Annotated in this window: 10 protein-coding genes, 4 tRNA genes and 1 other RNA gene; all 15 read left to right on the top strand. The window is 52.7% G+C overall.

Going from position 1 to position 12,449, the window contains the following annotated elements; genetic code table 11:
- Positions 1 to 176: 176 nt before the first annotated feature.
- The 15 genes from wecA to PAGR_RS23370 all read left to right on the top strand — a co-directional run bounded on the left by wecA (position 177) and on the right by PAGR_RS23370 (position 11,780).
- Positions 177 to 1,262 carry a UDP-N-acetylglucosamine--undecaprenyl-phosphate N-acetylglucosaminephosphotransferase gene (gene wecA / locus PAGR_RS21250; protein WP_014607002.1) on the top strand — a complete coding sequence of 362 codons (1,086 nt, stop codon included), beginning with the start codon at positions 177 to 179 and terminating at the stop codon, positions 1,260 to 1,262.
- A gap of 27 nt (positions 1,263 to 1,289) precedes the next feature.
- Positions 1,290 to 2,339 (top strand): ECA polysaccharide chain length modulation protein, encoded by a 1,050-nt coding sequence (gene wzzE, locus PAGR_RS21245; RefSeq protein ID WP_014607001.1) that lies wholly within the window; start codon positions 1,290 to 1,292, stop codon positions 2,337 to 2,339.
- A gap of 10 nt (positions 2,340 to 2,349) precedes the next feature.
- Positions 2,350 to 3,480, top strand: coding sequence for a non-hydrolyzing UDP-N-acetylglucosamine 2-epimerase (gene wecB / locus PAGR_RS21240; RefSeq protein ID WP_014607000.1), 1,131 nt, complete (start codon positions 2,350 to 2,352; stop codon positions 3,478 to 3,480).
- Entirely contained in the window at positions 3,477 to 4,736 is a 1,260-nt protein-coding gene (wecC, locus tag PAGR_RS21235; RefSeq protein WP_014606999.1) for a UDP-N-acetyl-D-mannosamine dehydrogenase, read from the top strand. Before wecB ends, wecC begins: the two co-directional genes overlap by 4 nt.
- A gap of 32 nt (positions 4,737 to 4,768) precedes the next feature.
- Positions 4,769 to 5,476, top strand: coding sequence for a dTDP-4-amino-4,6-dideoxy-D-galactose acyltransferase (gene rffC / locus PAGR_RS21230; protein WP_014606998.1), 708 nt, complete (start codon positions 4,769 to 4,771; stop codon positions 5,474 to 5,476).
- Positions 5,463 to 6,593 carry a dTDP-4-amino-4,6-dideoxygalactose transaminase gene (gene rffA / locus PAGR_RS21225; protein WP_014606997.1) on the top strand — a complete coding sequence of 377 codons (1,131 nt, stop codon included), beginning with the start codon at positions 5,463 to 5,465 and terminating at the stop codon, positions 6,591 to 6,593. Before rffC ends, rffA begins: the two co-directional genes overlap by 14 nt.
- On the top strand, positions 6,593 to 7,843 hold the full coding sequence (gene wzxE / locus PAGR_RS21220; protein ID WP_014606996.1) for a lipid III flippase WzxE: 1,251 nt from the start codon (positions 6,593 to 6,595) through the stop codon (positions 7,841 to 7,843). Before rffA ends, wzxE begins: the two co-directional genes overlap by 1 nt.
- On the top strand, positions 7,840 to 8,907 hold the full coding sequence (locus PAGR_RS21215) for a TDP-N-acetylfucosamine:lipid II N-acetylfucosaminyltransferase (RefSeq protein WP_014606995.1): 1,068 nt from the start codon (positions 7,840 to 7,842) through the stop codon (positions 8,905 to 8,907). Before wzxE ends, PAGR_RS21215 begins: the two co-directional genes overlap by 4 nt.
- Positions 8,904 to 10,247, top strand: a complete 1,344-nt coding sequence (wzyE, locus tag PAGR_RS21210; RefSeq protein WP_014606994.1) for an ECA oligosaccharide polymerase — start codon at positions 8,904 to 8,906, stop codon at positions 10,245 to 10,247. The genes PAGR_RS21215 and wzyE overlap by 4 nt, the downstream gene beginning before the upstream one ends.
- A gap of 36 nt (positions 10,248 to 10,283) precedes the next feature.
- Positions 10,284 to 11,024, top strand: coding sequence for a lipopolysaccharide N-acetylmannosaminouronosyltransferase (gene wecG / locus PAGR_RS21205; protein WP_014606993.1), 741 nt, complete (start codon positions 10,284 to 10,286; stop codon positions 11,022 to 11,024).
- 158 nt (positions 11,025 to 11,182) lie between these two features.
- A tRNA-Arg gene (locus tag PAGR_RS21200) sits at positions 11,183 to 11,259 on the top strand.
- Between the two features lie 95 nt (positions 11,260 to 11,354).
- Positions 11,355 to 11,430 (top strand) — tRNA-His (locus PAGR_RS21195).
- A 16-nt stretch (positions 11,431 to 11,446) separates the two neighbouring features.
- Positions 11,447 to 11,533: transfer RNA gene (locus PAGR_RS21190), tRNA-Leu, on the top strand.
- Between the two features lie 21 nt (positions 11,534 to 11,554).
- A tRNA-Pro gene (locus PAGR_RS21185) sits at positions 11,555 to 11,631 on the top strand.
- Positions 11,632 to 11,663: 32 nt separating this feature from the next.
- Positions 11,664 to 11,780, top strand: a non-coding RNA gene (locus PAGR_RS23370) — RtT sRNA.
- Positions 11,781 to 12,449: the final 669 nt, after the last annotated feature.

Below are 12,449 nucleotides of genomic sequence, written 5' to 3'. Positions count from 1 at the left end.
TATAGGATTGAATGCTGGCAGACGTAATAATAATGACGGTGGCAGTGGTGGACGATTAACCGTTCGTGCACCTCTTCATGCCGAATTCGGAATCTGGAACGGTAACAGGCGCGATTTTTGACGTAATGTGAGTTCCAGGATGATAGCTGAGAGCGTTTAACGTGAATTTACTCACTATGAGTACTGAGCTTGGTTTAGTTTTTATCTTTTCCTTGGTATTTCTTTTCCTTGCTCGCAAAGTAGCAGAAAAAATTGGATTGGTAGACAAGCCAAACATGCGCAAGCGCCATCTTGGCGTTATTCCACTGGTTGGCGGAATATCCGTGTATGCAGGAATTTGCTTCGCCTTCTTCATCACTGACTACTACTTGCCGCACGCTAAGCTTTACCTGGGTTGTGCAGGCGTACTGGTGTTGGTTGGTGCACTTGACGATCGCTTTGATATCAGCGTGAAGATTCGGGCAACAGTACAGGGTATTGTGGCGCTGGTAATGATGTTTTGCGCCAAACTGTACCTGTTGAGTCTGGGATTCATCATTGGCCCGGTAGAACTGATAGTTGGGCCCTTTGGTTATGTGTTGACGCTTTTTGCCGTCTGGGCAGCGATTAATGCTTTTAACATGGTTGACGGTATTGATGGTCTGCTGGGTGGCCTTTCCATGGTGACGTTTGGCGCCATGGGGATCATTCTTTATCTTGATGGGCAGCACAGTCTCGCAATGTGGTGCTTTGCCATGATAGCTGCCACGATCCCCTATATTTTACTTAATCTTGGTTTTCTGGGACGCCGTTTTAAAGTATTCATGGGCGATGCAGGCAGTACCATGATTGGTTTTACGATTATCTGGATTTTGCTTGAAACCACGCAAGGCTTAAGCCATCCCATCACACCAGTCACAGCATTATGGCTGATTGCAATTCCTCTGATGGATATGGTCGCGATTATGTACCGTCGGTTACGCAAAGGAATGAGCCCTTTTTCTGCCGATCGCCAACATATACATCACTTAATCATGCGAGCGGGTTTTACTCCTCGTCAGGCTTTTGTACTGATTACCGCTGCTGCTGCTCTGCTCGCGGGCATAGGCGTGCTGGGTGAATACCTGGCCTTTATCCCTGAATGGGTGATGTTAGCCCTGTTCTTGATTGCCTTCATGGGCTACGGCTATTGTTTGAAACATGCATGGCGCGTCGCGAGAAAGATCCGACGCTTCAAACGACGCCTTAATAATCTCAGCAATGCCAGAAAAAATGTACCCTGATAAGACTTAACAAAGGATAACGCTCTGATGCGCGCTAACGTTGTGGAGAACGAACTGGATATTCGCGGCCTGGGCTGCAGCCTATGGCGTGGAAAGCGCTGGATAGTCGGCTGTGCAGTCGTGTTTGCATTGGTAGCCTGGATAGCAACGCTGCTGATGAAACAGGTGTGGAGCACGACCGCGATAACAGGGCGGCCTACGGTGAATATGCTGGGATCCTACTATTCCCAGCAACAGTTCCTGAACAATCTGGATATGCGCAATAACGCTTTGACGTTAAATACGGCGTCACCTACCGTGATGGACGAGGTGTATCAGGAGTTCCTGATGCAGCTCTCATCCTGGGATACCCGCCGGGAGTTTTGGCAGCAAACCGATTATTATAAAACGCGAAAAAGCGGCAATGCCCACAATGATGCTGCCTTGTTGGACGATATGATTGATAACATTCAGTTTACGCCAGCGGATAGCGCACGAAATATTTTCGACAGCGTCAAACTTAAGGCAGAAACTGCTGCGGATGCGAACAATTTGCTGCGCCAGTATATTGCCTATGCCAGTGAACGCGCTGCACGCCATCTCAATGCAGAGTTAACGGGGGCGTGGCAGGCACGGACCAGCCAGCTTAAGGCGCAGGTCAAACGTCAGGAAGACGTAGCGAATGCGGTATTCCTGCGACGGCAACATCGGCTGGAACAGGCGCTGAAAATTGCCAGCCAGCAGGGCATTAATGAGAAGCAGACGCGTGAGGTGAGCGAAAACCTGGCTGACAGCGATCTGTTTCTAATGGGCCAGCCTTTATTGCAGGGGCAGTTAGAAACCCTGAGAGCGACCGGGCCGAGCTTTGATATCAGCTACGACCAAAATAAAGCGATGCTGACCACACTGGATGCAGGCCCGACGCTTAACAGCAAATTCCAGACCTACCGTTATTTGCGTACGCCGGAAGAGCCGGTTTCACGCGACAGTCCCCGCCGGGCATTTATGATGGTGATGTGGGGCGCGATAGGTGCGCTGGTTGGTGCGGGCGTGGCGCTAGCGCGTCGTCAGCGTACTATGTCAGATACACAAGATTGAGAGAAACAGTGTGAAAGTTCTGACAGTTTTTGGCACCCGACCTGAAGCCATTAAGATGGCACCACTCGTGCAGGCACTGGCACAGGACCCTGCTTTTGAATCACGGCTGTGCGTCACTGCGCAACACCGTGAAATGCTTGATCAGGTGCTGAGCTTGTTTCAGCTGCAACCTGACTACGACCTCAACGTTATGCGACCCGAACAGGGATTAACGGAGATAACCTGCCGTATTTTACAAGGCATGCATACCGTACTGCTCGATTTCAAACCCGATATTGTGCTGGTCCACGGGGATACGACGACCACGCTGGCGGCCAGCCTGGCGGCTTTCTATCAGCAAATCCCCGTCGGGCATGTTGAAGCAGGTTTACGCACGGGCGATCTGGCTTCGCCGTGGCCTGAAGAGGGGAATCGTAAGCTGACGGGACATCTTGCCCGTTTACACTTTACGCCCACACTGCGTTCCCGACAGAACCTGCTGGATGAAAATCTCGCCGACGACAGTATTGTTGTCACCGGTAATACGGTAATTGATGCCTTGCTATGGGTGCGAGATCGGGTGCTGGACGATAATGAGATAAACGCGCAGCTGGCTTCACGCTATCCCTTTCTTGACGACAGTAAAAAGCTGGTACTGGTGACGGGTCATCGTCGTGAAAGCTTCGGCGAAGGTTTTGAGCGCATCTGTAGCGCTCTGGCCCAGATTGCGCGCCAGCATCCTCATGCGCAAATCGTTTATCCGGTCCATCTCAATCCTAACGTACATGAACCCGTTAACCGCATTCTGCGCGGCATTGATAACATTGTGTTGATTGAACCTCAGGAGTATCTGCCGTTTGTCTGGTTGATGAACCGGGCGTGGCTGATTCTCACCGATTCTGGCGGTATTCAGGAAGAAGCGCCTTCACTGGGTAAACCCGTTTTGGTGATGCGTGAAACCACCGAGCGTCCAGAGGCCGTCGAAGCTGGAACGGTGAAGCTGGTTGGTACGGACACGGCAAGAATTGTTAATGAGGTCAGTACATTACTTAACGATGATGAGGCCTGGCAGACCATGAGCCGTGCCCATAACCCTTATGGGAATGGCGAAGCCTGCGGGCGAATATTGCAAGCCTTAAAAGATAACAGAGCCAACTTATGAGTTTTGAAACCATTTCCGTTATTGGACTGGGTTACATTGGGCTGCCAACCGCAGCCGTTTTTGCCTCAAAGGGAAAGAAAGTGGTGGGCGTCGATATCAATGCCCACGCGGTTGACACCATCAATCGTGGTGCCATTCATATTGTCGAACCCGATTTGGATCGGGTGGTTCAGGCTGCGGTCGAGCGTGGAGATTTACGTGCTACGACGCAACCCGAAGCCGCTGACGCTTTTTTGATCGCCGTGCCCACGCCCTTTATGGCGGAGCGCCAACCGGACTTACGCTTTGTGCGTGCGGCTGCGCTGTCGATTGCGCCGGTACTGAAAAAAGGCGATCTGGTGATTCTGGAATCGACTTCTCCGGTTGGCAGTACAGAGCAGATGGCCGACTGGCTGGCCGCGGCGCGACCTGATTTGCGTTTCCCACAGCACGACGGGGATCCTGACGTCTTTGTCGCCTACTGTCCCGAACGCGTTTTACCCGGTCAGATCATGACTGAGCTGATCAGCAACGATCGCGTGATTGGCGGCATGACGCCAGCCTGTTCTGCCCGAGCGAGTGATTTGTATCGTATTTTTTTACAGGGCGAGTGCGTCGAGACAACTGCACGCACCGCTGAAATGTGCAAGCTGACAGAAAACAGCTTCCGCGACGTAAACATCGCCTTTGCCAATGAGCTGTCACTAATTTGTGCTGCGCAGCAGATTAACGTCTGGGAGCTTATTGCACTGGCGAATCGTCATCCGCGCGTCAATATCCTGCAGCCTGGGCCAGGCGTCGGCGGGCACTGCATTGCGGTCGATCCCTGGTTTATCGTGGCGCAGAATCCGGACTTAGCACGCCTGATTCGTACCGCTCGCGAAGTGAATGATGCCAAGCCGCACTGGGTGCTGGACCAGGTAAAAAAAGCGCTGGCAGACTGCCTGATGCAGACCGGAAAACGTGCCAGCGATCTGACCATTGCCTGCTTTGGCCTGGCGTTTAAACCGAACATTGATGACCTGCGTGAAAGCCCAGCCATGGAAGTGGCGCACCTGATTGCCGACTGGCATCAGGGCCGCACGTGGGTAACCGAACCGCATATTCAGCAGATTCCCGACATCCTGGCGACACAGGCCACCCTGGTTTCAACCGAGCAGGCGCTGCAGGAGGCGGATATTTTGGTGATGCTGGTCGATCACCATGCATTCCGCCGTGTTGATGCAGCGCACATTACTCAGCAATGGGTTGTTGATACGAAAGGTGTCTGGCGCTAAAAACCTCTGGTTAACAAGGACCCGATTAACTTATGTCTGTCCACGTTAAGGTTAATCCACTCACCTGGGAGAGCCAGTTCTTCGGCTTTGACGCCGTGAGGCTGGAAACCGGGGGGGATCTGTCGCTCGAAAACGCGCTTCGGCACGCCTGCGCGCTGTTTCAAATCAAAGTGTCAGCGGAACAAACCGACATCATCGATGCGTTAAATCAGCATCAGTTTCACCTGGTGGAAGGTGAAGTGGATTTGTCGTTGACGATCAAACGCACCGAACGCCAGACTGGCATTCGTATTGCGCGGGAAACACAAATCCCAGCATTACGCGAAGCCGCATCTCTGGCCTTCCGTCAAAGTCGTTTTCGCACGCCGTGGTTTGCGCCTGATGACAGTGCCCGCTTCTATGCGCAGTGGATCGAAAATGCGGTCCGCGGCACCTTCGATCACCAGTGCCTTGTCGCCAGTGATGAACGCGGCGCGCTTCAGGGCTTTGTCTCTTTACGTGAGGTCGAAGGCGATGCGCGTATTGGCCTGCTGGCGGTGGTGCCTGAGGCGCAGGGACAAAGTATCGGTCAGCGCCTGATGCTGGCTGCAGCGGACTGGGGCCGTGCGCGTCAGCTCGAACGTCTGCGGGTTGCCACGCAAATCAGTAATCTTACGGCGATGCGTCTTTATCTACGCAGTGGCGCGCGTCTTGAAAGCACGGCGTACTGGTTTTACAGGAGAGGTCATGATTCCCTTTAATGCGCCCCCGGTTGTGGGAAGCGAAATCGAGTATATGCAGTCTGCCATGAGCAGCGGCAAGCTGTGTGGCGACGGCGGTTATACTCGCCGCTGTCAGCAGTGGATGGAGCAGCGCTTCGGTAGTGCGAAAGTGTTACTGACGCCTTCCTGTACCGCTTCGCTGGAGATGGCCGCGCTGCTGATCGATATCCAGCCGGGTGATGAAGTGATCATGCCGAGCTACACCTTTGTTTCAACCGCCAACCCCTTTGTATTACGTGGCGCGAAAATTGTGTTCGTGGATGTGCGCCCCGACACCATGAACATGGATGAAACGCTGATTGAAGCGGCGATAACCGATAAAACCCGCGCTATCGTGCCGGTCCACTATGCGGGCGTTGCCTGTGAAATGGATACGATTATGGCGCTGGCGGCACAGTATAAGCTGTTTGTTATTGAGGATGCTGCGCAGGGCGTGATGTCAGGGTACAAAGGCCGGGCATTAGGCACCATTGGTCATATCGGCTGTTTCAGCTTTCACGAAACCAAGAATTACACCGCAGGTGGAGAAGGCGGCGCGACGTTAATTAACGATGCCAGCCTTGTGGAGCGTGCAGAAATTATTCGTGAAAAGGGCACCAATCGCAGTCAGTTTTTCCGGGGACAGGTAGATAAATATACCTGGCGCGATATGGGGTCCAGCTATCTGATGGCTGACCTGCAGGCGGCTTATCTCTGGGCGCAGCTGGAGTCCTCTGAACGAATTAATCAACAGCGCTTGCGCTTGTGGCAACGTTACTACGATGCCCTGAAGCCGCTGGCGGAAAACGGCAAGATTACATTGCCTTCCATCCCGGCTGATTGTCAGCACAACGCCCATATGTTTTATATAAAGCTGCGTGATGAGAAGCATCGTCAGGCCCTGATCAACTGGCTTAAAGAGGCCGAAATCCTGGCCGTTTTCCATTATATCCCTTTGCACAGTTCGCCCGCGGGCCAGCGTTTTTCACGTTTTGCCGGTGAGGATCGTTTTACTACAGCAGAGAGTGAGCGCTTGTTACGTTTACCGCTGTTTTATAATCTGTCGGATAACAATCAGAGCACCGTGATCGGCTCGCTACTGAGCTTTTTTTCCTGATGTCATTAGCCAAAGCATCGTTATGGACCGCCTCATCGACGATAGTAAAAATTGCGGTTGGGCTGCTGGTCGTCAAGTTACTGGCCATCAGCTTTGGTCCGGAAGGCGTGGGCCAGGCCGGTAACTTTCGCCAGCTCATCACCGTGCTAGGCGTGCTGGCCGGAGCGGGTATTTTTAACGGCGTCACCACGTATGTTGCACAATATCAACAGCAGCCCCAGCAACTCCGCGCGCTAATCGGCACCGCCTCGGCAATGGTGACGGGCTTCTCAGCGCTACTGGCGCTGGTCTTTTTATTGGCTGCGGCTCCCATCAGCACTGCGCTGTTTGGTCACGATCGCTATCAAAACGTGATACGTATCGTTGCCTTTCTTCAGTTTGGTATCGCGTGGGCAAACCTGCTTCTGGCGTTCATAAAAGGCTACCGTGATGCGCGCGGTAATGCGCTGGCCCTGATTTGCGGTAGCATAACGGGCGTGCTCGGTTACGTGCTGTGTTGGTGGCTGGGGGGCTATGCGGGCGCATTGACCGGGCTGGCTTTGGTGCCCGCGTTACTCGTTTTTCCAGCGCTGGTGATACTGAAACGTCGTGTCCCGCTTCCCTTAGGCTGGCTGCGGCCCACCTGGCAGCCGGAAATGGCGCGTCATCTGGCAAAATACACGATTATGGCGCTGATCACCGCCGTCACCCTGCCGGTTGCCTGGGTGATGATGCGAAATCAACTGGCGGCCAGTAACGGCTGGGCGCAGGTAGGATTATGGCAGGGCGTAACCAGTATATCTGATGCTTATCTGCAGTTTATCACCGCGACCTTTAGCGTCTGGCTACTGCCGACACTGGCCCGGTTAGATAACAAAAAGGATATTGCGCGTGAGATCGGCCGGGCGTTACGCTTTGTGTTACCGGCGGTCGCGGCGGCCAGCCTGAGCGTGTGGATGATGCGTGATATCGCCATCAGCCTGCTATTCTCCGCGGCATTTCACGACATGCGGGATTTGTTTGTCTGGCAACTCTGTGGCGATGTTTTCAAAGTCGGCGCCTACGTTTTCGGCTATCTGGTCATCGCGAAAGCCTCATTACGCTTTTATGTGCTGACCGAAATCAGTCAGTTTATTTTGCTGACGCTGTTCTCGCGCTGGCTTATCCCGTTACAGGGGGCCAGTGGGGCAGCGCAAGCCTATATGTTCACCTACGTTACCTATTTCGCGCTCTGCTGTGGCGCATTTATTCTTTACTGCCGAAAAAAATGACTTTAATTCACGTTTTGGGATCCAATATTCCCCATCACAATCTGACGGTGTTGCGTTTTTTTAACGACGTGATGAGCATCGAGCAGCCTGTTTCTGCACCGCGTCACTTTATGGTGGTGACATCGCAGCCTGAAAACCTCACCGGTTTTGGCGCTTTGCACATTGAAACCTTTAGCAGTAAGAAAGCGCTGGCTGAGGCGCTGTTGCAGCGGGCGAAAAATCGCGACCAACGCTTCTTTTGCCACGGGCAGTTTAACCCCTGGCTTTGGCTGGCGTTGCTGAGCGGCAGGTTACGCCGTTCTCAACTGTTCTGGCACGTCTGGGGAGCGGATTTGTATGAAGATTCACGCAGCCTGAAGTTCCGGCTGTTTTATTTCATGCGCCGTGCTGCGCAGGGGCGCATTGCACACCTGTTCGCCACCCAGGGCGATCTGTATCACTACCAGCAACGCCACAAGTCTGTACCGCAGTCTTTACTGTATTTCCCCACAAAGTTACCTGCAGTCGCCATTACGCCCCATCCAGACAAGACGTTTACCGTGCTGCTGGGTAATTCTGGTGACGCCAGTAACCGCCATATTGAGGGGCTTGCAGCGATCAAGGCTCAGTTTGGCGAAGATGTGCGCATTGACGTGCCGCTGGGTTATCCGCCTGACAATGATGAGTATATCGGACAGATTCAGAACGCCGCCGACAGACTCTTTCCGCAGGGGCAGGTAAGGTTACTGCGGGATAATCTTGCTTTTGACGACTATCTGGCGCTGTTGGCACGCTGCCATTTGGGCTATTTTATGTTCGAACGGCAGCAGGGCGTGGGAACGCTATGTTTGCTGATTCAGGCTAATGTGCCTTTCGTCCTGACGCGTAAAAATCCGTTCTGGCGGGATGTTACCGCGCAGCAGCTTCCTGTCTTGTTCAACGACGATGCGCTGACGCCTGATATCGTCGCAGAGGCGCGTCGGCAACTTGTGGGATGCGATAAACAGCGCATTGCTTTCCTGGCCCCAGGCTATCTGGAAGGCTGGCGAACAGCGTTGCGCCTTTGCGAAGGAGAGCCCTCATGAGTCTTATGGCATTTAGTGGTCTGCTGATCGTGTATGTGCTGTCACTGGTGACCATTGTGACCCTAAACATGCGCGAACTTAAACAGGAACGGTTTAACTTCCACCTGTTTTTTACCTTATTGTTTTTACTGACCTTCTACTTCGGTTTTCCGCTAACCAGTATTCTGGTCTTTCGGTTTGATACGCAGGTGGTTTCGGCGGATTTTCTGCTGCAGGCGATGCTGTCGGCCACGGCGTTTTATGCTATTTACTTTGTCAGTTACAAGGTGCGCCTCAGGCCAGCATCCGCAGCGCCGGCCCGGCCCTGGCTACAAATGAATCGGGTCGAAACGCATCTGACCGGTGGGCTACTGGCGCTGGTGGCGGTTGCAACCGTAACGGTGTTCTTTATCCATAACGGATTTTTGTTATTCCGACTGACGGCCTATAACCAGATCTTTTCCAGTGAAGTGTCTGGTGTTGCACTGAAGCGGTTCTTTTATTTCTTCATCCCGGCGATGCTGATTCCCTATTTCTTGCATCCCACGCGCCGTAACTGGCTGCTGTTTCTCATCATCACGGTCAGCTTTGGCTTACTGACCTACGCGCTGGTTGGTGGCACGCGTGCCAATATCATTATCGCTTTTGCGTTATTTCTGTTTATCGGTATTACACGTGGCTGGATCACATTGTGGATGCTGGCCGCTGCGGGCGTGATGGCGATTGGGGGAATGTTCTGGCTGGCGCTGCGTCGCTACAATCTGGCTGTCATGGGCGACGAGGCTTTTTACACCTTTCTGTACCTGACGCGCGATACGTTTTCGCCATGGGAAAACCTGGCTTTGCTGCTGGAGAATTACCATAAGATAGACTTTCAGGGCTTAGCGCCCATGTGGCGCGATTTCTATGTGTTTATCCCAACCTGGCTGTGGCCCGATCGTCCTCTGTCAGTACTGAACAGCGCTAATTACTTTACCTGGGATGTACTGAACAACCATTCCGGACTGGCGATTTCGCCTACCTTAATCGGTTCGCTACTGGTGATGGGCGGCGTCTGGGCCATTCCGCCAGGCGCTGTGGCCGTTGGGCTGATCATCAAAGCTTTCGACACGCTCTATAAGCGCGGACGCAATGAATCGAATCGTTATACCGGGGCGATTCTGCAAAGCTTTTGTTTCGGTGCCGTATTCAACATGATTGTGCTGGCGCGCGAGGGGCTGGATGCGTTTGGCTCACGTGTTGTGTTTTTCTGTATTATTTTTGCCGCCTGTCTGGGGATGGCGAAATTGCTTTTCTGGTTACTGGATCATGTCGGCCTGATTCGCAGCCGACGTGAGCGGGCGCTTCATAGCCCATCCTGATTAACCTCTGGGATCTAAGGGAAGAATTAAAAAGAGATGAGTACAGTTTCCGAAACGCCACGCTATGTGATTCGCGGCATCACGCTATACGGCTTTGACAGCATGGCTTCATTTGTGGATTTCCTGATGCCGCATTCCGCTGTCCGGAGCGGCACGCTGGTGGCCATCAATGCGGAAAAAGTGCTGAATGCCGAACAGGATGCAGCGCTGCGTGCTCAAATTCAGCAGGCTGAATTCAAATATCCGGATGGCATCAGCATTGTACGCTCTGTCCGCAAGAAATACCCGCAGGCCTCAGTACAGCGGATTGCAGGGGCCGATCTGTGGGAAGCTTTAATGGAACGTGCCGGACGCAACGGAACGCCGGTGTTTTTGATCGGCGGTCGGCAGGTAGTGTTGGACGAAACATGCGATAAACTGCGTCGTCAGTGGAACGTGAATATTGTGGGTGCACAGGATGGCTATTTTGTCCCGGCGGAACGCGATGCACTGTTTGCCAGGGTTGCGGCCAGCGGAGCCAGGCTGGTAACGGTAGCGATGGGCTCTCCGCGTCAGGAACTTTTAATGGCCGAGTGTCAGAAGCACTGGCCTGAGGCGTTGTATATGGGCGTAGGCGGTACCTATGACGTGTTTACCGGTCATGTAAAGCGCGCGCCTGTAATCTGGCAGAAGCTTGGACTGGAATGGTTTTATCGCTTAATCAAACAGCCCAGTCGCCTACGCAGGCAGTTGAAGCTGGTGAAATATTTGCGTTATCACTGGCGTGGCGATCTGTAAGATCGCTGATTAACGCCAGGTTTTTCGCACGAGTAACGGCATAAATGCGTTAATTGTCGACGAAATGCACAAAGCGTAATCAAACGCGCTATTTTCTTTAAAAAGCACTAGACAGCGTGGGCGCTTATCTCTAGTATGCACATCCGCAACGGCGCTACGCGCCCGTAGCTCAGCTGGATAGAGCGCTGCCCTCCGGAGGCAGAGGTCTCAGGTTCGAATCCTGTCGGGCGCGCCATTTAGTTTGTGCGTAAGAGCTTCGGTGGTTTGAGTACCGCGTTAGTAACAAAGATTTAAATGCTGTGGGTTTGACTTGCAACATTCAGTACAGTGGTGGCTATAGCTCAGTTGGTAGAGCCCTGGATTGTGATTCCAGTTGTCGTGGGTTCGAGTCCCATTAGCCACCCCAGATTTTGCTGGGATACGCGAAGGTGGCGGAATTGGTAGACGCGCTAGCTTCAGGTGTTAGTGTCTTAACGGACGTGAGGGTTCAAGTCCCTCTCTTCGCACCAGGCAAAACAAAATAAAAAAATCGGCGAGTAGCGCAGCTTGGTAGCGCAACTGGTTTGGGACCAGTGGGTCGGAGGTTCGAATCCTCTCTCGCCGACCATTTTTAGAAACCTGTCTGCAAAGACAGGTTTTTTTTCGCCTGAATGAAAGAGGATGAGCACCGCCGAAGGCGATTCGCGCCGGGCGTCAGCGAGACAACGTTGCGAACGCAACGGTCCGAAGGGGCGCGTAATCCTCTCTCGCCGACCATTTTTAGAAACCTGTCTGCAAGGACAGGTTTTTTTTCGCCTGAATAAAAGAGGATGAGCACCGCCGAAGGCGGTTTGCGCCGGCCTTCAGCGAGACAACGTTGCGCAGGCAGTGTCGTCTTTCAGGGGCGAAAATCCGCTCAGACGGGCACGTCATTTCTCCCGGAAGTGAGTCAGAGCGGAGTCATAGTAATGGCTGTCGCAAAAATGAGACGCTTAAATTACTGTTTTAACACGGATTGACAAGTCTTTACCTTGTTTGTCGCCTGTATGCGACATCCATTTTCTGGTTTGTCGTAATAACACGACGCTCATCGCAAAGAGAAAGAACCCCAAAAAAAGCATTAAGATTTAAGTGATTGATTTATAAAAATAATTAAAATAATAATAGCAACTGGCATGGATTATGCAATAATTAACGCGTAGATGCTCATTCCACCTCTTATGTTTGCTTCGGCTACATAAACCTGGGAATGACGCAGAGCCAATTTTGGGTACCTGTTGTCTGCCTGCCTGTATCGCGAAAGTCTTACAGGGTTATCAGACACCACGTTGAGTCGGGTACCTCTCGGTTGTCTAACCGACCTGATCTTACACCTGCTTTTAGCAGGTGTTTTTTTTTGCCTGAAAGCGCAGACACAAAAAAACCGGGCGAGCCCGGTTTTTTACT

The organism is Pantoea ananatis PA13 (assembly GCF_000233595.1).
Lineage (GTDB): Bacteria > Pseudomonadota > Gammaproteobacteria > Enterobacterales > Enterobacteriaceae > Pantoea > Pantoea ananatis.
This window is presented reverse-complemented; position numbering and strand designations above follow the sequence as displayed.